General features: G+C 64.1%; 18 protein-coding genes and 1 tRNA gene. 10 read left to right on the forward strand and 9 right to left on the reverse strand.

What is annotated here, in order from left to right; all coding sequences use genetic code 11:
• Window positions 1-105: 105 nt before the first annotated feature.
• From F4U94_RS09440 to F4U94_RS09450, 3 genes are all read right to left on the reverse strand, one after another.
• A tRNA-Ile gene (locus F4U94_RS09440) sits at window positions 106-182 on the reverse strand.
• Window positions 183-206: 24 nt separating this feature from the next.
• Window positions 207-1244, reverse strand: coding sequence for a polysaccharide deacetylase family protein (locus F4U94_RS09445; RefSeq protein WP_120249774.1), 1038 nt, complete (start codon window positions 1242-1244; stop codon window positions 207-209).
• A 42-nt stretch (window positions 1245-1286) separates the two neighbouring features.
• Window positions 1287-3026 (reverse strand): sensor histidine kinase, encoded by a 1740-nt coding sequence (locus tag F4U94_RS09450; RefSeq protein WP_120252004.1) that lies wholly within the window; start codon window positions 3024-3026, stop codon window positions 1287-1289.
• 203 nt (window positions 3027-3229) lie between these two features.
• On the opposite strand from F4U94_RS09450, the gene F4U94_RS09455 reads away from it, so the two are divergent.
• The gene (locus F4U94_RS09455; protein WP_056681816.1) at window positions 3230-3703 is read left to right on the forward strand and encodes an Lrp/AsnC family transcriptional regulator; all 474 of its coding nucleotides are present in this window, start codon (window positions 3230-3232) and stop codon (window positions 3701-3703) included.
• Window positions 3704-3826: 123 nt separating this feature from the next.
• On the opposite strand, the gene F4U94_RS09460 is transcribed toward F4U94_RS09455, so the two are convergent.
• Window positions 3827-5074, reverse strand: coding sequence for a tetratricopeptide repeat protein (locus F4U94_RS09460; RefSeq protein WP_120249773.1), 1248 nt, complete (start codon window positions 5072-5074; stop codon window positions 3827-3829).
• Window positions 5075-5171: 97 nt separating this feature from the next.
• Window positions 5172-6446: a hypothetical protein gene (locus F4U94_RS09465; protein WP_120252003.1), complete on the reverse strand. Its 1275-nt coding sequence runs from the start codon at window positions 6444-6446 to the stop codon at window positions 5172-5174.
• Window positions 6447-6724: 278 nt separating this feature from the next.
• Here F4U94_RS09465 and gyrA point away from each other — a divergent pair, with 278 nt between their 5' ends.
• Window positions 6725-9424, forward strand: a complete 2700-nt coding sequence (gyrA, locus tag F4U94_RS09470; protein WP_120252002.1) for a DNA gyrase subunit A — start codon at window positions 6725-6727, stop codon at window positions 9422-9424.
• Complete coding sequence (locus F4U94_RS09475) at window positions 9421-9768, forward strand: DUF952 domain-containing protein (RefSeq protein WP_120249772.1); 348 nt, start codon at window positions 9421-9423, stop codon at window positions 9766-9768. Before gyrA ends, F4U94_RS09475 begins: the two co-directional genes overlap by 4 nt.
• Before the next feature lie 244 nt (window positions 9769-10012).
• Here the strand turns inward: F4U94_RS09475 and F4U94_RS09480 are convergent, their stop codons facing one another.
• A complete protein-coding gene (locus tag F4U94_RS09480) occupies window positions 10013-11128 on the reverse strand; it encodes a glycosyltransferase (RefSeq protein WP_120249771.1) in 1116 nt (371 codons plus the stop codon).
• A 55-nt stretch (window positions 11129-11183) separates the two neighbouring features.
• Between F4U94_RS09480 and F4U94_RS09485 the strand changes: the two genes are divergently transcribed.
• From F4U94_RS09485 to F4U94_RS09515, 7 genes are all read left to right on the forward strand, one after another.
• The gene (locus tag F4U94_RS09485) at window positions 11184-12056 is read left to right on the forward strand and encodes a lysophospholipid acyltransferase family protein (RefSeq protein ID WP_120249770.1); all 873 of its coding nucleotides are present in this window, start codon (window positions 11184-11186) and stop codon (window positions 12054-12056) included.
• A 31-nt stretch (window positions 12057-12087) separates the two neighbouring features.
• The gene (locus tag F4U94_RS09490) at window positions 12088-12732 is read left to right on the forward strand and encodes a phosphoribosylanthranilate isomerase (protein ID WP_120249769.1); all 645 of its coding nucleotides are present in this window, start codon (window positions 12088-12090) and stop codon (window positions 12730-12732) included.
• A gap of 96 nt (window positions 12733-12828) precedes the next feature.
• The gene (gene trpB / locus F4U94_RS09495; RefSeq protein ID WP_120249768.1) at window positions 12829-14070 is read left to right on the forward strand and encodes a tryptophan synthase subunit beta; all 1242 of its coding nucleotides are present in this window, start codon (window positions 12829-12831) and stop codon (window positions 14068-14070) included.
• Between the two features lie 2 nt (window positions 14071-14072).
• Entirely contained in the window at window positions 14073-14885 is an 813-nt protein-coding gene (trpA, locus tag F4U94_RS09500) for a tryptophan synthase subunit alpha (RefSeq protein ID WP_120249767.1), read from the forward strand.
• A complete protein-coding gene (gene accD / locus F4U94_RS09505; RefSeq protein WP_120249766.1) occupies window positions 14882-15730 on the forward strand; it encodes an acetyl-CoA carboxylase, carboxyltransferase subunit beta in 849 nt (282 codons plus the stop codon). The genes trpA and accD overlap by 4 nt, the downstream gene beginning before the upstream one ends.
• 112 nt (window positions 15731-15842) lie before the next feature.
• Window positions 15843-17177, forward strand: coding sequence for a bifunctional folylpolyglutamate synthase/dihydrofolate synthase (locus tag F4U94_RS09510; protein ID WP_120249765.1), 1335 nt, complete (start codon window positions 15843-15845; stop codon window positions 17175-17177).
• A gap of 68 nt (window positions 17178-17245) precedes the next feature.
• Window positions 17246-17686, forward strand: a complete 441-nt coding sequence (locus F4U94_RS09515; RefSeq protein ID WP_120249764.1) for a DUF6628 family protein — start codon at window positions 17246-17248, stop codon at window positions 17684-17686.
• Here F4U94_RS09515 and F4U94_RS09520 read toward each other — a convergent pair.
• The 3 genes from F4U94_RS09520 to F4U94_RS09530 form a co-directional block, all read right to left on the reverse strand.
• The gene (locus F4U94_RS09520; protein WP_120249763.1) at window positions 17683-18432 is read right to left on the reverse strand and encodes a tetratricopeptide repeat protein; all 750 of its coding nucleotides are present in this window, start codon (window positions 18430-18432) and stop codon (window positions 17683-17685) included. The two genes, F4U94_RS09515 and F4U94_RS09520, sit on opposite strands and share 4 nt — an antisense overlap.
• Before the next feature lie 14 nt (window positions 18433-18446).
• Window positions 18447-19781: an AmpG family muropeptide MFS transporter gene (locus F4U94_RS09525; RefSeq protein ID WP_232015867.1), complete on the reverse strand. Its 1335-nt coding sequence runs from the start codon at window positions 19779-19781 to the stop codon at window positions 18447-18449.
• 76 nt (window positions 19782-19857) lie between these two features.
• Window positions 19858-20316, reverse strand: a complete 459-nt coding sequence (locus F4U94_RS09530) for a response regulator (RefSeq protein ID WP_120249762.1) — start codon at window positions 20314-20316, stop codon at window positions 19858-19860.
• Window positions 20317-20449 lie beyond the last annotated feature (133 nt).

Genomic DNA, 20449 nt, shown 5'->3' on the forward strand with positions numbered 1-20449 from the left:
AACTATACTGGTCTGAAATGACCCGTTCTGATCTGAAAGACACCCAATAAACCCCTGTCTAACAAGGATATTTTACTTTATTTGAGCTGTCTTGAAAAGTATATTTGGTGGGCCCGGCAGGACTTGAACCCGCAACCTATCCGTTATGAGCGGACAGCTCTAACCAATTGAGCTACAGGCCCCACTTGCGCTGCCGATAGGCAGCATTAAGCCGCTTGGCAAGCCCGTGCGTGCATGGGAACCGCGGCAATGAATTGATCCAGCGTCGCGGCGGCCACGCCCCGACGCGCCAGATGTGCCAACACCCCATCCCACCAAGCATAAAAGGCCGTCCGGTCGCCTTCGTTACGGACATAAGGGGTGTGCCCCGGCTCCAGCGTCGGCGAATGGAAACTGAAGTTGAGGACCGGCACGCCCTCCTCGATCAAGGCATCGATCGCGGCGATCGCCTCATGAAGCGGCACGCCTTCGGGCGTCAGCGGGATGCGGCTCAGCATTCGCGCGCGCGACAATGCCCCCGCCAGCGGCCCCATCGCCTGCGCCGCGCGATAAAGCCGCTCACCGCCGCCACGCAGCAGGCCGGCAAAGGCGGTCGAAAGCGGCAATTCGATCAGCGATCGGCCCGGCCCCGCCCAATAGGGCAATTGCGGCAGGCCATGAAAATTCGGGCCATGCTGATGGCTATAGTCGAAGCGGCTGCGGACCGAACTGTCCAGCCGAAACCCCGCTTCCTCCAGCAGGCGCGCGCTGTTGGGACCGACGCCGTAGCGACCCGCGCGATAGGCGATCGGGCGACGACCGAACCGCTGTTCGATACGCACGCACAGCGCCTCCAGCTTGGCACGCTCCACCGCCTCGGGCAGAAAACCGACATAGCTGTTGGCGGCATTGACCGCCTCCACATGCGGGGGGTTGACCCAGGGGTGGAGGTGCGCGCCGATATCGGCCGCGCCGTCGCTGGCCCATTGCGCCATCATCGCGGCGGCGGCATCATCGTCGATCACCGGATAATCGGTGACATAGATAGGCCTGACCCCGGCGGCGGCGAAATAGGCCTGGCCGCGCGCCATGCCGGCCAGCGCGGTCACGCCGTGCCCCGCCCGGCTGAACGGCGCATCCCAGTCAAACTCCTCCTCGGTATCGACGAACAGCATGAAGCGTGTGCCGAAAGCCGGATCGAGGGCGATCATATCCTGCGCCAGCGGTGGCTGGAGCAGATTGCCATCATGATGGGGAACAGTCATGCCACATCCCTATCGTCCAATGGTTGCGATAGGGTTTCCCGATCAACCGTGGTCGGCCATCCCGCTCGCCGCCGCAACGGCAGGAATGGTGAGCAGCAGGCGCCCCGGTTCGATCGCAAGTCCCCCGCCGCTGGTCGCCGCCAGCCCGCGAATGAGGCGCAGCGAAAAGCCAAGCCCCAGCAGCGGCCCGTCAACCCAGTCTCCCGTGCCGTCATAGCCCGGATCGAGCAGTTGCGTTTCCTCCATCCCGACCAGCGTGGTCGGCCGGTCAATGGCGAAGGCCACCCGCCCTGCCCCGCCATCGGGCTGGAACCAGCAGGCGCCAGTGACCGTCTCGGCCTGCGGCGTCACGGACAGGACGGTTCGCAGCAGATGCTGCACCATACGCTCACCCTGCACCGGATCGATCCGCACCTGCGGCAGGCCGGGCGCGATGGCGATGTCGATTTCCGGCGCGCCCTGATCGCGGAAACGGGTCGCGACCTGCGTGACCAGCAATGCGGGATCGATCAGTTGCGGCATGGTCGCCCCGTCGCCGCGCGACACGCGGGCGGCCAGATCCAGATCGTCGAATGCCGCCAGCAGATGCCGGGCATCGACTGCAATCTTGCCGGCCATGTCGCGATAGGCGACGCCGGCCGCGCCGAACAATTCCTGCTCGATAATCTCGGCAAAGCCCAGGATCGCGTTTAGCGGCGTGCGCAGTTCATGCACCAACTGCCGCAGCGAATCCGCCGACAGGCCGGCGATCGCCATGGCGGCGGGCCGTGGCTCGCTCGCCACCTCATGCAGGAAGGGACGGCGCGCCTGCCCCCGATAGCCCTGGAAGCGGCCGGAACGGTTATCGAAGAAGGGCGTGGCCGATAGGCGCCATTCGCCCGACATAGCGCCGCCGACGATAGTGAATCGGCCATTCTGAAAAGCGCTGCGCCGTGCGAAGGCGCCGGCGACATGCGCGTCGGGGCCGCTATCCCCCTCCAGCGCGACATCGCCCAGATCCAGCCCGATCAGCGCCGCACGCGGCCCTTGGTCGATCCACAGGATCACCCCTTCGGCGTCCGTCTCGAACGCGAAATGGCGCGGCGACGAGGTGGCGCTTATGTCGGAATTGGCGGCTTCGGGCGTCTTGCGATTGCTGGTGAATCGGGCGATCCGATCGACCAGATTGCGGATCTGCCCCTCTTCCCCCAACTGGGCACGCAGCGGCGTGACGTTGGAAGCGGCCGCAGGTACCGGTGGATCAAATGGCGCTGGCCCAGGCACTGGCTGCAGACCCGCCTCCATCTCGGCGCTCAGGATCATGTCCGGATCGCCGACCATGTCGCGCCGCTCGGTGGACAGCACCAGATCATGCGCGCCAAATGCTTCCAACCCCTGCCGCGTAGCCGCCCCGATATCGCGCCGCCCCCGCAGCACGCCCCGCGCCGTCGGCGTCAGATGCGACAGCAGGTCGACCCAGGCCGTATCTGGCAATTGCGCACGCGCAGCGGCAGCAGCCGCGATCGACGGCCGGTCATTGGCGAAGAAGGCCATCAGGCTGGGCGAACGCAACCGGCCGCCCAATTCCACGACCGTGGCGATTCGTTGCGTTTCAGTCAGTTGCGGCCGCAAGGCGGTCAGCCGGTCCAGCAAAGCGTCCCGTTCCGCCGCGTCCATCAGCACCCGGTCGGCCCGGTCGCGCTGCGCCAACAGATCGACGCATTGGCGCCACAACGTCACCGCGCCCAGCCCGCCGCGGTCGTCCGCTGCCAGAACTGTCTGCAAGAGATCGTTGAAACGCACGAAATTCCCCAAAATCAAACGGGTTACAAGCTGGCAGCGCGCCTTGCGCCGACGCTACGCCCACCACCGATAGGCGCTTAGGCGAAAAAGGAAAAGGCCCCCATCCCGCGAACGAAAGCGATCGTCGCATAGTGGGACAATTGCATTGCTCTGAAACATTATTATGATGGGGTGCATAAACAGGACAGGAAATAAGCGAAATAATGGCCGGCCCCAATATCGACGACATCGACATGCAGATCCTGGGCGAACTGCAACAGGATGGCAGGATGACCAATGTGGAATTGGCCCGCAAGGTCGGCCTGACTGCACCGCCCTGCCTGCGCCGCGTCCGCGCGCTGGAGGAAGCCGGTGCGATCAAATCCTATCATGCCGTCGTCGACCCGGCGATGCTGGGCTACACGATCACCGTCTTCGCCATGGTCAGCCTGAAAAGCCAGGCGGAAGCCGATCTGAAAGCCTTTCAGGACCATGTCGCATCGCTGCCCGAAGTGCGCGAATGTCACATGCTGAACGGCGAAATCGACTTCATCCTGAAGGTGGTCGCGCCGGACCTGCAAAGCTTCCAGCAATTTCTAACGTCGAAACTGACGCCTGCGCCCAATGTGGTCAGCGTCAAGACGTCGCTGACCATCCGCACGTCCAAGAACCTGCCCGGCGTTCCCCTGCCCGTCTGAACAGACGGTCGGACCGACCACCATTCTCCGTTCGTTTCAAGCCTAGCCGAGAAACGAGAAGCTCGAAGCGAACGGATCAAGGCAACGCCGCCGAAATCCAAACGAACCTGACCAGTCCGCCCGTCAGCCCGCCTTGCGGTTCTGATGCTCGGCCCACAGCGTCCAGAAGCCCGCAATCGCGGTCCAGTTGCCGGTCACCTGCGCCAATGTCGTTTGCGCATTGGCCAGGTCGCCCGACCGCGCCAGCGCCACGCCCAGACGGGCATTGGTGCGGCCGGCATCGACGCCGCCCTTGCTCAGCGCCAGCCGATATTGTTCGACCGCCTGCGGGAACTGGCTAAGCGAGAAATAGCTGTCCGCTACTGCCAGCGCGTCCTTGCCATTGCTGGATGTCGCCGCCTTCTTCGCTTGCGCAGGCAGGGCGCCTATTTCCTTCACCGCCTTGGGCGTCACGCTCTTGAGCAACTGGCTGGTCACGCTCTGCGTCGGCGTCAGCTTGCCGGCGCTGCGCCCGGCCTCGATGATCGCCTTGGCCTCGGCATAATAGCCTGACTTCTCGGCTGCCTGCGCATAATTCTGGTAATCGCGCTCACTCGCCATCGCGCCATTGGCCGCCTGCAAGCGGTAGAGGTCCAGCTGCAATTGCGGCTCCAGTTCGGCCGCCGCCTGATAATTGACCAGTGCGGAGCGCCATTGCTGATTGCCGTCCTGCTGGTTCAATCGATCGCGATAAAGCTGCCCAACCTCGGTCCAGTCGCCCGCCTGATAGGCCATGGAGATGGCGCGATCGATCCACGCCAGCGGCACGGCCTGCCCGCTCGCCTTCTGCTGGGCGATCGCCGCCTGCACGAAGGGGCGCGCTTCCTTGGGCTTGTTACGGCGCAGGGCGATGTCGGCGCGCAACATGGTCGCATCGACGCCGTCATAACCCAGCGTCTTGGCATAATCGAGCTGCGCGGTCGCATCGTCATAATTGCCGACCATGTAGGACAGATAGCCCGCGACATAGCGCAACCGGGGGGCGTCGGTGTGTGGCACCGACGTCGTCTTGAACATGTCGGTCAGCGCGATGCGCTTCGCCTGCACGTCGTTACGCTGTGCCGCCAGCTGGAAACGCAAACCGGCCGCAACATAGGATTCGAAATCATTGGTCGGGCTGAGTGCGGAAATCCGCGTGCCGGCGGTCGCCACGTCCCGCGCCTTGAGCGCGGCCTCGGCCGCCTGCACATTGGTACGGAAAGCGTCGGACATGGTAATCGGCGGACCGCTCACCACCGGCTGCTTCTTCGCCATGGCGGGGGTCGCGACCATCAGGGTCGCAGCCATCAGCGCCGCCATCGGCAGGCGGGAAATAAGGATATCGTTACGCATGGCCGACCCGGCCTCCCCCAAATAATATATCAGTGTCGAAACAGGAAAGCGGAGGCGCCATGGCTCCAAAGGGCCATGGCGCCTCCGCTAAGAAATATCAGGCGCCCTTGGTGCTCAGATAGGCCAGCCACAAATTGGCGACCTGCTTGCGCGACCCGGCCTGCACCGCTTCGAACGAAGCCTTGGCGCCGGCATTGTCGCCGCTCAGCGTCTTGGCGATGCCAAGGCGGGTATTGACCTCGTCGGCATCGACGCCGCCCTTCTGCTTGGCCAGTTCGAACAGCTTCACCGCCTTGGCATAGTCACCATAGCCCAGATAGGCGTCGGCGGTTGCCGCGGCGATCTTGCCGTTGGCGCCCTTCTGCGAATCGGCTTCCGCCGAACCCAGCGAGCTCTTGTCGCCTGCGATCTTCGACGCGGCGGCCTGGTAGATGTCGCTGGCGGAGCTGGCGTTCAGCACGCCCTTCGACCGGCCCTTGTCGATCACCGACTTCACTTCGCCGTAGATACCGGTCTTCGACGCCATTTCGGCATATTCGGTATAGTCGGCCGCGATCACCAGACCGTCCGACGCGCCAAGCACGCGCAGCACGTCCAGATTTTCGCGGTTGGAGATATTGGGGTTGGCGCGCTGGAACAGGCGCACGAGCGTGCGCAGATTCTGGCCGCTGGGTTCCGCCTGATAGGCCAGGGTCGCCCATTCGGTGACGTCCGGCAGCTTGGCCGCTTCGGCACGGCTGACGCCGATCTGATACCATTGTGCCGGCACCGGCTGACCAGCAGCCTTGGACGCCACGGCAGCAGCCTTCAGCGCGGCAAGGCCCTTCTGGTTGAAGCCACGCGCCGGCTCGACCGAACCGTTACCGGTGCCGGCCTTGCCGAAATAGGCCTGGGCCAGCGTCGGCTGCACCGCTTCGGCCTTGTAACCGGCGGCCAGCGCCGCTTCGCCGCGCTGAATGGCCAGGTCGTAATTTTTCGCGGCCATCGCCTGGTCGGCCGCGATCGCGTTGAACTGACCGGCCTGTTCGGGCGGGGTCAGGCCGCTGTCCAGCATCTGGGTCAGCGCTTCGCCTTGCAGCGCCGAATCCTTTGACGTGATCGACGTATTCAGCTTGATCGCGCCGATCTGATATTTGTCGTCATTCGACGTTGCCTTGCTGTCCGCTTCGGCCAGCGCCGCCTTGGCGCCGGCGAAATCCTGCGCTTCGGCAGCCTTCTGCGCGGTCTGCAGCGCCTTGATGACGTCGGGCGAAACGTTGAGCTTCGGCCCGGCCTTCTTCTCTTCCTTCTTCGCGGCAAAGGCAGGCGCCGAAACGGCACCGCTCGTCAGCGCCAAAGCCAGCGCGAGCGCCACCGGGGTAACAAAACGCATGATCCTCATCTCCTCTGCGCGCCTGATGGGGGACAACAGGCGACTTTTCGCGGGTTAAGCGCCGATTAGGGGGCGGCGCGTGAATGGGCATTGAACAAGCCTATATCGTCCAGTTTTGCAACAGTTATGCGCCCTTTTCGTTCCACTTGCGATCATATCGGCACATCATGGCGCCCTGCATGCACATGCGGGCGCGCGATCCTGCGCGAGGGGTGACAGATTTGTTTCGCTCGGCTAGGGATCGGGCAACAGAATCCTTCCTGAAAAAGAGAATCGCATTGACCGACGAGACTGTCCTCGCCGACCCTTCGGACATCAGCCCCATCTCCATCGTCGACGAGATGAAGGCCAGCTATCTCGATTACGCCATGTCCGTCATCGTCGCCCGCGCCCTGCCGGACGTGCGCGACGGGTTGAAGCCGGTCCATCGCCGCATTCTCTTCTCCGCCCAGGAATCGGGCTTCGTCTACAACCGCCCCTATCGCAAGTCCGCCCGTCTGGTCGGTGAAGTCATGGGTAAATATCACCCCCATGGCGACAGCTCGATCTACGATGCGTTGGCCCGCATGACCCAGGATTGGTCGATGCGCGTGCCGCTGATCGACGGTCAGGGCAATTTCGGATCGATGGACCCCGATCCGCCAGCCGCCATGCGCTATACCGAAGCGCGCCTGGCGAAGGTCGCGACCGCACTGCTGGACGATCTCGACAAGGACACCGTCGATTTCACGCCCAACTATGATGCCTCCGAAAGCGAGCCGCAGGTTTTGCCCGCGCGCTTCCCCAACCTGCTGGTCAATGGCGCGGGCGGCATCGCGGTCGGCATGGCGACCAATATCCCGCCGCATAACCTCGGCGAAGTGCTGCGCGCCTGCCTGGCCTATATCGACAATCCCGACATCACGACCGACGAACTGATCCAGATCGTCCCCGGCCCCGATTTCCCGACTGCCCCGCTGATCCTGGGCCAGTCGGGCGCGCGCAGCGCCTATCACACCGGCCGCGGTTCCATCATGATGCGCTCACGCCATGTGGTGGAGGAAGGACGCGGCGATCGCCAGTCGATCGTCCTGACCGCGATCCCCTATCAGGTCGGCAAGAACGGCCTCGTCGAAAAGATCGCCGAAGCCGCCAAGGACAAGCGGATCGAGGGCATCAGCGACATTCGCGACGAATCGAGCCGCGAAGGCGTGCGCATCGTCATGGACCTGAAGCGCGACGCCACGCCGGACGTCGTGCTGAACCAGCTGTGGCGCAACACCCCGGCGCAGTCGAGCTTCCCGGCCAACATGCTCGCGATCCGCGGCGGCCGCCCGGAATTGCTGGGCCTGCGCGAGATTATCGAGGCCTTCGTCAAGTTCCGCGAAGAGGTCATCACCCGCCGCACCAAGTTCGAACTGAACAAGGCGCGCGACCGGGCGCATATCTTGCTCGGCCTTGTCGTCGCGGTCAGCAACCTCGACGAAATGGTCAAGATCATCCGTGGCTCGACCAGCCCGGCCGAAGCCCGCGAAAAGCTGCTGGCGCGCGAATGGCCGATCGGTGAGATCGCGCCCTATCTGCGCCTGGTCGAAGCGATCGAGACGGACGTCCATGGCGACGTCTACAAGCTGTCGGACATTCAGGTCCGCGCCATCCTCGACCTGCGCCTGCATCGCCTGACGGCGCTGGGCCGCGATGAAATCGGCAAGGAACTGGCCGAACTGGCCGAAGCCATCGCCGAATATCTCGCTATCCTGGGCGACCGGGTGAAGCTCTACGCGGTGATGCGCGAGGAACTGGAAGCGGTCGAACGCGAATTTGCGACCCCGCGCCTGTCGGAAATCACCGCTGCCGCCGACGGCATCGAGGACGAAGACCTGATCGAGCGCGAGGAGATGGTCGTCACCGTCACCGTGCAGGGCTATATCAAGCGCACCCCGCTCGAAAGCTTTCGCGCCCAGGCGCGCGGCGGCAAGGGTCGTTCGGGCATGGCGACCAAGGATGAAGACGCCGTCACCGAAATGTTCGTGACGTCGACCCATACACCGGTGCTGTTCTTCTCGACCGCCGGCAAGGTCTACCGCATGAAGGTGTGGCGCCTGCCCGAAGGTGGCCCGGCCACCCGTGGCCGTCCCATGGTCAACCTGCTGCCACTAGGTCCGGGCGAAACCATCCGCACCGTCCTGCCGCTGCCCGAAGATGAGGACAGCTGGAAGGAATTGCACGTCATGTTCGCGACCGCGAACGGCACCGTGCGCCGCAACAGCATGGACGCCTTCGCCAATATTCCCAGCAACGGGAAACTGGCGATGCGCTTCGACGAAGGTAGCGACGATCGCCTGATCGGCGTCGCCCTGCTGACCGAAGAGGACGACGTCCTGCTCGCCACCCGTCAGGGCAAGGCAATCCGCTTTGCCGCCACCGACGTGCGTGAATTCCAGAGCCGCACCTCGACCGGCGTGCGCGGCATGACGCTCAAGGCCGATGACGAGGTGATCTCGCTGTCGATCCTCAAGGGCTTCGACGCGACACCGGACGAACGCGACGCCTATCTGCGCGCCGCGCCGTGGAAGGATAATGACGCCGAATCGACCCTGCCAGCCGAGCGCGCCGCACAATTTGCGGCGGCGGAACAGTTCATCCTGACCGTCTGCACCAATGGCTATGGCAAATTGTCGTCGGCCTATGACTATCGCCGCACCGGCCGTGGTGGTCAGGGCATCACCAATATCGACAATATCGCCCGCAACGGCCGTGTCGTCGCCAGCTTCTCCGCCACGCAGGCGAACCAGCTGATGCTCGTCACCGATCAGGCGAAACTGATCCGCATGGGCCTCGACAGCCTGCGCGTCATCAGCCGCAATTCGGCCGGCGTCCGCCTGTTCAACGTCGCCGACAATGAGCATGTCGTCAGCGCCGCGAAGATCGAGGAAGCAGAAGAAGTCGAAGCCCCTGAAGCAGGTTCGGAAGCAGGTTCGGGCATGGGGGAAGCGTGAGCGACCTCTTCGCCTACAAGGTGCTGACGGCCGATCAATATAACCAGTTCAAGGCCGATGGTGTGTTCAAGGGCGCACCGATCGACCTCGCCGACGGTTATATCCATATGTCTACCCGCGCTCAGGCGGCCGAAACGGTCGCCAAGCATTTCGCGGGTCAGGATCGGCTGGTCATGCTGATGATCGACCTCGCCCCCTTCGGCGAGGCGATAAAATGGGAAGTGTCGCGCGGCGGCGCGCTCTTCCCCCACCTCTATGGCGACCTGCCGATCAGCGCAGTCGCCGGCAAGGTCGTGCTGCGCATCGGCGATGATGGCGCACATCTATTCCCGGCCGGGTTCTAAAACCTGCCCTCTCGGCTCTGCTGTCCTACCGAGCCAGCTGATGATATATTATCCACGTTCCCCGGATTATCCACGTTCCCCGGCGAAGGCCGGGGTCCAGTTCAGAGCGTGCAACTGGACCCCGGCCTTCGCCGGGGAACGCGCCGTACCTTACCGATAAGGACGCACACAAAAGCAGGCGCCGGCGACATAAAGTCGCCTATCCCCGCACCGAAATTTCAACATGAGCGGGAAATGTGCGAAGTTAAGCGCTGCGCACCATATCCACCACTTTGCCCCGCTTGACCCGATAATCCCAGCCGCCCCAGCGGATGCGGTTGGACGTAGCGGCCTGCACCTGCCCCGCCAAATGCGCCCAACTCACCACGAACGGCGCGACCATATCCCAACGCAGCGACCGCATGACGCATCGCACCTGCGCCGGTTCCAGCACCGATCGCGCGATCCGATGCCGCACCAGCGCCCGGCTCCAGGCCGCGCCATAACCGATCGCGACGGCGCTCCACCCGCCCCAGCCGATCGCCCAGAGCCAGCCGCTCGACTGGAGCGCCACGCCCAGCATCGCGACCATCCACATGCCCCGACTGTTGGTGACGATATGCCGATATTGCCGCACGCCAAAGGTCCAGAGCGACGCCATATCCCCATCCAGCGGACTGGCCACGAGTAGGTCGCGCACCGGCCGCAACCGCAGCTTGGCCCGCCATCCGGCCAGGCCGATCGCCATGTCGTCGGACAACCGCCCCGCCAACGCCCCGTCCAGGTCCAACCGCTCGGCCACTGCCCGCGACAACGCCATAGCGCCGCCCCAGGGCATGGTCGCATTGGCCGATCGCGGCAGGGTCGCCAGTTGCATCTCCACCGCGCCGACCAACCCCGTAATGCCGCCCCCCGCCGGCAGCAGCATGCGATAACCCGTGGCGATATCCGCCTTGCCCCGCACCAGCGGAAAGAGCAGCCGACCGACCAGCCGCTTCGGCGGCACTATGTCGGCGTCGATGAAAACCAGCCATGTGTCGCCCGGCCGCAACGCCCGCAAAGCCGCACGCAGCTTGTGGATCTTTTGCCCCTCATCGCTGGCTGTGCCCGCCGCAACGACCTGCACCCAATCGCCTTCCCGCGCCGCCAGAGCATCCGCCGCCGGACATTGTCCCGATGTCGCGATCAGCAGGCGAAACGGGGCCTCCTGCGCCTTCAATCGGGCGATCAGGTCCGGCCCGCCATCCCAATCGTCGCGGACGCTCAGGATTACGACCGCGCCGGCGGGGGCCTCCTGCCTGCGGTCGGTCGGCAGGTTGCGCCAATAATTGACGACGCCCAGCACGGTCAGCGCCTGAAGGCCGATCCAAACCCAAAACATCACTGTCGCCTGTGCCCCTTTACCGCTGCATCTGCTGCTGTATGACGCTTGGACGATGCTCTCCAACCCCTTTCTCTTCTTCCTGATGCGCCGCCTGCCTGCACCGACCGCAAGCTGGCTCGGCGGATGGCTCTCCGCCACCATCGCGCGCCGAAACATGAAGCTGCGCGACGCCCGCGCCCGCGCCAACCTCACCATTCTGCGCCCCGACCTGCCGGAAGCGGAGCGAGAGGCAATATTGACCCGCCGCTGGGTCAATATCGGCCGCACCATGGCGGAACTGGCCAATATCGACCGGCTGGTGAACGACGCCCATGTGACGGTGGTGGACAAGGCCGCCTATCAGGCCGTTCTGGATGGTCCCGGCCCGATGGTCGCCTTCACCGCGCACTTGGGCAATTGGGATCTGCTCGCCGCCCATATCAAATGGTCGACTGACCGGCCCGGCCTTGGCGTCTATGAAGCCCCCGACGACCCCAAGATCGCGGCTCAGCTCAAGAAAGCCCGGTCCAGCTACATGGGCGAAGCGATCGGCGGCGAAGGCGCGGCGCGCGGCGTACTCAAGCATCTGACGCAGAAGGATCGCGCCACCCTCTATATATTGGCGGACGAGCGGCGCGACCGGCAGGTCTGGTTCCCGACCTTCGGCCGCCCGATCGAACCGTCGGGCAATCTGTCCATCGCCCTGCGGCTCGCCCGGAAAGTCGGCGCCAAATTCCTGCCCTTCTATCTCGTCCGTACCAATGGCCCGCATTTCGCGCTCCACTGGCACCCCCCGCTCGATCCCGCGACGATGAGCGACGCGGACATCGTCGCCACGCTCGACCGCTTCCTGGGGGAGGCCTGCATCACCCATGCCGACCAGTGGCTCGCCCTGCACGACATGGACCTTACCCAGCCGGGCCAGCCGCCTTTGAGCGGCATGTGACTTCCCTGCCCTGACGGTTTAAAGGCTCCCCATGTCCCGACTCGCGATCAAGATTTGTGGTCTGTCGACGCCCGAAACCGTCGGCGCCGCCATACAGGCCGGGGCGAGCCATGTCGGCTTCGTCCATTTCGCCAAAAGCCCGCGCCATGTCGCGCCGGATCAGATCCGCGCACTGTCCGCCGCCATCCCCGTGCATGTCCAGCGCATCGCCGTCGTGGTCGATCCGACCGACGAGATACTGGCCGAACTGGTCGCCACCGGCGCGCTCAGCGCCTTCCAGTTGCATGGCAAGGAAACGCCCGAACGCGCAGCCGCGATCCGTTCGCGCTTCGGCCTGCCGGTGTGGAAGGCGATTTCGGTCAAGACCCGCGCCGATATCGACGCGGCCAATGCCTATGGCGGTGCCGCCGACCTGCTGCTGTTCGACGCCAAGACCCCTGATGGCGCGGCACTGCCCGGCGGCATGGGCCTGCGCTTCGACTGGACCTTGTTGCAGGGTGCGCCGATCGCCGCCCCATGGGGCCTGTCCGGCGGCCTTGGCATCGACAATGTGGCCGAGGCCATTCGTATCAGCGGCGCGCCTCTGGTCGATGTTTCGTCGGGCGTGGAAAGCGCGCCGGGCATCAAGAGTGTGGACAAGATCATGGCCTTCTGCAAAGCGGTTCAGCCATGTTGATGCTGAACATCCCTGCCATGCGCATCGAAGGACGATGGCGCTGATCGCTTCCCAAACCGAAAGCGAACGCCCCATATTGTCCTTGGAAAGATAGTCATGACCGATACCGTAACCCTGCCCAACAGCCTGCGCAGCCAGCCCGATGCCAACGGCCATTTCGGCGCTTTTGGTGGCCGCTATGTCGCCGAAACGTTGATGCCGCTGATCCTGGAGCTGGAGAAGGTCTATAAGGAGGCGAAGGCCGATCCGGCGTTCGACGCCGAATTTGCCGAACTGCTGCGCTCCTATGTAGGCCGCCCCAACCCGCTTTATTACGCGGAACGGCTGACCGAAGCGCTGCGCGCCAAAGCGCCTGCTGGCAAGGGCGCCAAAATCTACCTCAAACGCGAAGAGCTGAACCACACCGGCGCGCACAAGATCAACAATTGCATCGGCCAGGCGCTGCTCGCCCGCCGCATGGGCAAGAAGAAGGTCATCGCCGAAACCGGCGCGGGCCAGCATGGCGTTGCGACCGCGACCGTCGCCGCCCTGTTCGGCATGGAATGCAAGATCTTCATGGGCGCGAAGGATGTCGAGCGGCAGAAGCCCAACGTCTTTCGCATGAAGCTGCTGGGCGCAGAGGTCATCCCGGTTCATTCGGGGTCTTCGACGCTCAAAGATTCGATGAACGACGCGCTGCGTTACTGGGTGTCGAACGTGCATGACACCTTCTACATCATCGGCACCGCTGCGGGGCCGCACCCCTATCCTGAACTGGTCCGCGATTTCCAGTCGATCATCGGCAAGGAAACCCGCGCGCAGATCATGGAGGCCGAAGGCCGCCTGCCCGACCTGCTGATCGCTCCGGTCGGCGGCGGCTCCAACGCCATCGGCCTGTTCCATCCCTTCCTGGACGATCCGGACGTTGCGATGATCGGCGTGGAAGCGGCCGGCGAAGGGCTGGACAAGAAGCATGCCGCCTCGCTCGCCGGTGGCAAGTCGGGCATCCTGCACGGCAACCGCACGTACCTGCTTCAGGACGAGGACGGCCAGATCACCGAAGCGCACAGCATTTCGGCCGGCCTCGACTATCCCGGCATCGGCCCGGAACATAGCTGGCTGCACGAAATCGGCCGGGTGAAATATATGCCGATCAAGGATGACGAGGCGCTGGAAAGCTTCCAGACTCTCTCCCGTCTGGAAGGCATCATCCCCGCGCTCGAATCCGCCCATGCCGTCGCCGCCGCCGAGCAGGTCGCCCCCACGCTGGACGCGGATCAGATCATCGTGGTCAATCTGTCGGGCCGGGGGGACAAGGATATCTTCACCGTCGCCGACGCCCTGGGAGTGGAGATGTGAGCATGACCGACCGTCTCTCCGCCCGCTTCGCCGCCTGCAAGGCGCAGGGCCGTGCTGCGCTCATCACCTTCGTGACTGCCGGCGACCCTGACGTCGCATCGACGCCCGCCATTCTCGACGCATTGGTCGCGGGCGGCGCGGATATCATCGAACTGGGCATGCCCTTCACCGATCCGATGGCCGACGGCCCGGCGATCGAACTGGCGAACCTGCGCAGCCTGGGTTCCGGCACGAAGACGAAGGATATCTTCGCCCTCGCCGCCGATTTCCGCGCCCGCCACGCCGACACGCCGATCGTCCTGATGGGCTATGCCAATCCGATGTTGATCCGCGGCGCCGACTGGTTCGCCGACCAGTGCAAGGCGGCCGGCGTCGATGGCGTCATCTGCGTCGACATTCCGCCGGAGGAAGATGCCGAAATCGGCCCTGCCCTTCGCGCGGCCGGCGTCCACCTCGTTCGTCTCGCCACGCCGACCAGCGACGCGGCGCGCCTGCCGGCCGTGCTGAACGGTGCCAGCGGCTTCCTTTATTATGTGTCCGTCGCAGGCGTCACCGGCAAGCAGTCGGCGGCCCAGGCGTCGATCGAAATCGCCGTCGCCAAGTTGAAGGCCGCCACCGACCTGCCGGTCGCCGTCGGCTTTGGCGTGCGCGGGCCGGAACAGGCCGCCGCCATCGGTCGTATTGCCGATGGCGTGGTCGTCGGCTCCGCCATCGTCGATATCATCGGGTCGCATGGCGACGCCGCCGCACCCTTCGTCCAGGATTTCGTCGCCAAATTGCGCGACGCCCTTTCTATTCGGGAGACCGCCGCATGAGCTGGATCAACCGCGTTCGTAACGCTTTGCCCTTCACCAAGAAGGAAACCACCGCCGAAACGCTGTGGCACAAATGCCCCTCCTGCAAGGAGATGATCTTCATCAAGGAGTGGGAAGAGAATCTCTCCGTCTGTCCGCGCTGCGACCATCATGGCCGCATCGGTCCGTCGGAACGGTTCGAGCAGATCCTCGATGCCGGTTTCATCCTGCTGCCGACGCCGCATGTGCCGGAAGATCCGCTCAAGTTTCGCGATTCCAAGCGCTATCCCGATCGGATCAAGGCCGCCCGCGCCGCGACCGGGGATCAGGACGCGCTGATCAACGCGCGCGGCGCGATCGACGACGTACCGCTGGTCATGGGCGTGCAGAATTTCGCCTTCATGGGCGGCTCCATGGGCATGGGCGTGGGCGCGGCCTTCATCCAGGGCGTCAACGACGCGATCGCCCATAAATGCCCTTATGTCATCTTCACCGCCGCCGGTGGCGCGCGCATGCAGGAAGGCATATTGTCCCTGATGCAGATGCCGCGCGCGACCGTGGCGATCCAGAAGCTGCACGCGGCCGGCCTGCCCTATATCGTCGTGCTGACCGATCCGACCACAGGCGGCGTCACCGCCAGCTATGCCATGCTGGGCGACATCCAGATTTCGGAACCCAATGCCCTGATCGGCTTCGCCGGCCAGCGCGTGATCGAAAGCACGATCCGCGAAAAGCTGCCCGAAGGATTCCAGCGCGCCGAATATCTGCTGGACCATGGCATGATCGACATGGTCGTGCATCGCAGCGAATTGCGTGATGCGCTGGCCCGCGTGATCGGCTATCTCAGCCCGCGCGCGGCAGCCTGAAGGACTAGTTAATCATTGCGAGCGAAGCGAAGCAATCCAACGGTGCGCCAATTGGATTGCTTCGCTTCGCTCGCAATGACGATATAAAAATATCGCAGGGGGATTGAGGCAGATGGCCGACCACGCCGTTTCGGACGATGCACAAGTGCAGGCGCAACTGGACCGGCTCTGGTCGCTATCCCCCGGCGCGGATGTGCTGGGTCTGGAACGCATCACCCAGTTGCTGGAGCGGCTGGGCAATCCGCATCGGTCGCTGCCCCCCGTTTTTCATGTCGCCGGCACCAATGGCAAGGGATCGACCTGCGCCTTCCTGCGCGCAGCGATCGAGGCGGACGGGAAAAGCGTCCATGTCTTCACCTCCCCCCATCTGGTGCGCTTCAATGAGCGTATCCGCATCGCGGGGCAGTTGATTTCAGACGAACAGCTTGCCCGTTATCTGGAACGGGTCCTCGATATCGCCGAAGGCGTGAACGCCAGTTTCTTCGAGGTCACGACCGCCGCCGCCTTCCTCGCCTTCTCTGAGCATGAAGCGGATGCCTGCATCATCGAAGTCGGCCTGGGCGGGCGGCTCGACGCGACCAACGTCATCGCCGATCCCGTCGTGTGCGGCATTGCGCAACTCGGCATCGATCATCAGGCCTTTCTGGGCGACACGCTGGAAAAGATCGCGGCGGAAAAAGCCGGCATCGCCAAGGCCGGCGCGCCGCTGGTGACGCAGCGCTACGCCGAATCGCTCTTCCCCGTCATCATGGACGCGGTCGCCAACGCATCCACCCGCTGGATCGGACAGGGCGATGGGTGGGATGCCGCCGTCTATCGCGACCGAATGCATTATCGCGACGATCTGGGCCGGTTGGAAACGCCGCTGCCCCGCCTCGCCGGCGCGCATCAGGTGCAGAATGCCGCGCTGGCCTTCGCCATGTTGCGGCATCAAAACGCGGTGCCCCTGTCCGAAGCCGCGCTCAAGGCCGCGCCGCTCTGGGCACAATGGCCGGCGCGTTTGCAACGGCTCGATCATGGCCCGCTGCTGCAATCCTTGCCAACAGAAACGAGCGCCTGGCTCGATGGCGGCCATAATGCCGGCGCAGGCGAAGCGATCGGCACCTTCTTCACCGACGAGCGGCTGGAGGGGCAGAAGCTGCATCTCGTCATCGGCATGCTGGCGAACAAGGAAGTGGACGCTTTCCTCGCTCCCTTCGCGGGCAAGATCGCCCATATCCATGCGCTGCCGGTGCCCGGCCATGACCATCATCCGCCCGAACGCTTCGCCGCCATCGCCGACCAATGGGGCATCACCTGCACCGCGCACGCCAATGTAAGCCAGGCGATCGGCGCCATCGCCGACGAATGTGCTTTCGCGGGCGACACCGCACCCAAGCTGCTGATCGGCGGCTCGCTCTATCTGGCGGGCGAAATTTTGCGACTGAACGATCAGTTGCCCGACTGATTAAAGTTGCGACTAACTCGCAATAGCGTACGATAGCCTTCTCGGACCAACGCAGAAGGCGCGATTCTATGGCTTATGGAGAGACCTCCCCCCTCGACCTGCCCCGGCCCATTCCGGGCGGCTATGGCAATCGCCTGTTCCTGTTCGTGATGCGCCGAATGGCGACGGCGGGCGTCAATGATGCCCATGCCGCCAATGCGATGCTGGGCGCCTTCGGCCGCAGCTATCGCCGGCCGCTGGTGCTGATGCGCGCGATGATGCTGGAACTCGCCCGCGCGTCCAGCCGCAAGATATTGGTCGCCCCCTGCTGCTGCGCCCGCATGACCGCGGACGAGGCGCTGATGATGCAGGCGACCGGCGATGCGCTGCGCGACCCCAATGCCGCCTATGATCAGGTGAGCGAATTGCTGGGCAACGACCATGCGCTGGGCGCACTGACCTGCCTGCAAGCGGTGGCGCAGGCGCATAGCGATCTGGGCCGGCCGCTGGATCTCTACGCCGCCGGTTAAACCTTCCGCAATTCGGCCAGTTGCTCGCCGGCCCAGCGATACATGTCGGCCTGGGCCGCGCGCTGGGTCAGGTCCATTCTTTTGGCGCGCCGCTCCACTTCCTCCAGGATCGACCGGGCGCGATAACGATCGCCTTGTTGCAGCAGGAAGGCGACATAATGGCACCGCGCCTCCTCGCCTGCTATCCGCTCGATCACATCCTCGAACAGCAATCGCGCTTCCGCCGCGCGGCCGAGATCGGCCAAGATCCGCGCCCTGAGCAAGGCGCGCCGATCCCGTTCGCTACCCATGCCCAACTCCGGCGCGGCATCCAGCAAGCGTAGCGCCTCCGCGCTTTCGCCCCGCTCGAACAAGACACCGGCCAATTTGACCTGGGTGCCCCAATCGCCGCCCGGTCCCATCGCCAGCGCCTTGCGATAGGCGCTTTCCGCGTCCGCATAGCGATGACGAATGGCCTGCGCATCGCCAAGAGCGATATAATTGGCGGCGGTTTCAGCAAAGTCCAGATTGCGCTGCGCATCGCGCACGGCCCGCTCCGGATCGACCTTGCCCACCACCTGCGCCCGCGCGGTACGGATATGGCGATTATTCCAATGCTGCGGCAGCACCTCCAGCATCAGATAGGCGAAACAGCCCAGCAGCGAAAAGAGCATGATGAACAGCAGCCAGATCTGGTTGCGGCCCGATCGGATGACATCGATGGCGCAAAGTATCTGAACGCAAAGCGATGCGACGATGAGGATCATGACCCTAACCTTGTTCAGTCGTCCTGGGTGCTGGCTTGCCTGACGCTGTCTACCACGAACCCCTTGTACCAGATGATCCACAGCAGCAGCATGCCCGGTACGGCGGCAACCACGGTCATCAACCAGAAGCCGACCCATCCGGCCTGTTCCGCGATGATACCGGCCGGCGCAGCGAGCCAGGTTCGCCCTACGGCCGCGAAAGAGGACAGCAGCGCGAACTGCGTCGCCGTGTAGGCCAGGCTCGACAGGCCCGACAGGTATGTCACGAACACGGTCAGCCCGATGCCGCTCGTCACCTGTTCCGTCGCGACCGCAATGGTCAGCCACAGGGTGGAATGGCCATGCATCGCCACGCCAACGAAGGTCAGGTTGCTGAGCATCATCATCAGGCCGGACCAGAAGAGCGCGCGCCCCATGCCGAGCCAGGCGATGAACGGCGCGGCCAGCGCGGTACCCACGATCAGCCCCCAGAAACCGACCACCTTGTTGATCGCGATGAACTCCGCATCGCTAAAACCCAGATCGACGATCATCGGATTGAGCATCCCCTGCCCCATCGCGTCGCCAATCTTATAGAGCAACACGAACAGCAGGATCAGCACGGACCCGCGACGGCCCAGAAATTCGATGAACGGGTTCAGCACCGTTTCCTTGAGCCAGACGCCCATGCTCTTGCCGGCCATTTCGGCATGGCGATCGACATAGATGCCCGGTCCCGCCATCAATGCGCCGATCGCGCCGGGCAGGACGAGGAAGCCGGTCAGGCCATAAGCCATCGCCCATCCCAGGCCGAGGCCGGTTTCGGGCGAATACAGAAAGATCGTGCCGACCCCAGAAAAGAAGGCGCCCAGACGGTAGCCGAACTGGTTGGTCGCCGTGCCATAGGGCATTTCCTCATCGCTCAATATCTCGATGCGATAGGCGTCGATGACGATATCCTGCGTCGCGCCGAGGAAGGACACGAGGATCGCGCAAAAAGCGAAATAGCCCAGATGATTGGCAGGGTCGCTGCTGCCGAGCATCCAGATCGCGCAAAACAGCAGCAGTTGGATGAAGAACAGCCAGGCGCGGCGCTGACCGAACAGACCGGTCAATACTGGCAGGGGCAGCTTGTCCACCAGAGGCGCCCACAACCATTTTAGCGTATAGGGTGTGGTGAGGCCGATGGCGAAACCGATGGTCGATTTCTGGATACCGACCTTCGACAGCCAATAGCCCATCGTGCCGAGCAGCAACATCAGCGGAAAGCCGCTGGATATACCGATCAGCAAAGAGACGAACGGCATCGGCCGGAAATAGGGACGCATGACGTCCCGCCAGTTTTTCGGCTGTTCGGCGATATCCGTCACTTAAATCCCCCGGTGGTATCCGTTTCGCGGCTACCATATGACCAGATCGTCGCCAAGCAAGTCCGCTGTGCGGCGATCAGCCCGGCAGTTCGAACAGGCTGAGGCCGGGCGGCAGCTTTGGCCGCCTTGCGCCGCGCAGCAGCGCATCGACTACGCCGATCGCGGCGATCAGGTCGCGCGGGGCGTAGGGCTTGGCGAGGCAACCGACCGCCAGCGTGCGCGCCTCCACCGGGCAGCGGCCGGTGACGAACAACACCGGCAGGCCACACAGGGCGGCATGGCGGGCGACGTCGATGCCGGTCTTTTCACCATGGATGGCGACATCGGCGATGACGAGGTCGACGCCGCCTTCGTCCATTACCCGGACGGCATGGTCATGATCGTCCACGGTGGCGGCGATGCGATAGCCCGCCTGCGCCAGCGTATGCTCATTGTCGAAGGCGACGAGTGGCTCATCCTCCACCACCAAAATGGTGCGGATCGCCTTGCGGCGCTTCGAGACAGCGCCTCCCTCTTTCACAAGCCCGAAAAACATTTGCCGATCCGCCCTGATTCCGCCATGCACCCGATGAAACGCCGCGCCCCCGCACCGGGTTGCCCGATGGACGGTCAGTCCCCCTCGCCCAAGCGCCGGAGCGGCACAATTCAGCCTGTTGCTGGTTTTTATC

The sequence above is a fragment of the Sphingobium limneticum genome (assembly GCF_008710155.1).
In the GTDB taxonomy this organism is placed as follows: domain Bacteria; phylum Pseudomonadota; class Alphaproteobacteria; order Sphingomonadales; family Sphingomonadaceae; genus Sphingobium; species Sphingobium limneticum.

What these genes read in the sequence shown, in the direction of transcription:
- F4U94_RS09445 (WP_120249774.1), bottom strand. Translation starts at nt 1,244, where the DNA reads ATGACTGTTCCCCATCATGATGGCAATCTGCTCCAGCCACCGCTGGCG.
- F4U94_RS09455 (WP_056681816.1), top strand. Translation starts at nt 3,230, where the DNA reads ATGGCCGGCCCCAATATCGACGACATCGACATGCAGATCCTGGGCGAA.
- F4U94_RS09460 (WP_120249773.1), bottom strand. Translation starts at nt 5,074, where the DNA reads ATGCGTAACGATATCCTTATTTCCCGCCTGCCGATGGCGGCGCTGATG.
- F4U94_RS09465 (WP_120252003.1), bottom strand. Translation starts at nt 6,446, where the DNA reads ATGCGTTTTGTTACCCCGGTGGCGCTCGCGCTGGCTTTGGCGCTGACG.
- F4U94_RS09480 (WP_120249771.1), bottom strand. Translation starts at nt 11,128, where the DNA reads ATGTTTTGGGTTTGGATCGGCCTTCAGGCGCTGACCGTGCTGGGCGTC.
- F4U94_RS09485 (WP_120249770.1), top strand. Translation starts at nt 11,184, where the DNA reads ATGCTCTCCAACCCCTTTCTCTTCTTCCTGATGCGCCGCCTGCCTGCA.
- F4U94_RS09490 (WP_120249769.1), top strand. Translation starts at nt 12,088, where the DNA reads ATGTCCCGACTCGCGATCAAGATTTGTGGTCTGTCGACGCCCGAAACC.
- trpB (WP_120249768.1), top strand. Translation starts at nt 12,829, where the DNA reads ATGACCGATACCGTAACCCTGCCCAACAGCCTGCGCAGCCAGCCCGAT.
- trpA (WP_120249767.1), top strand. Translation starts at nt 14,073, where the DNA reads ATGACCGACCGTCTCTCCGCCCGCTTCGCCGCCTGCAAGGCGCAGGGC.
- accD (WP_120249766.1), top strand. Translation starts at nt 14,882, where the DNA reads ATGAGCTGGATCAACCGCGTTCGTAACGCTTTGCCCTTCACCAAGAAG.
- F4U94_RS09510 (WP_120249765.1), top strand. Translation starts at nt 15,843, where the DNA reads ATGGCCGACCACGCCGTTTCGGACGATGCACAAGTGCAGGCGCAACTG.
- F4U94_RS09515 (WP_120249764.1), top strand. Translation starts at nt 17,246, where the DNA reads ATGGCTTATGGAGAGACCTCCCCCCTCGACCTGCCCCGGCCCATTCCG.
- F4U94_RS09520 (WP_120249763.1), bottom strand. Translation starts at nt 18,432, where the DNA reads ATGATCCTCATCGTCGCATCGCTTTGCGTTCAGATACTTTGCGCCATC.
- F4U94_RS09530 (WP_120249762.1), bottom strand. Translation starts at nt 20,316, where the DNA reads ATGTTTTTCGGGCTTGTGAAAGAGGGAGGCGCTGTCTCGAAGCGCCGC.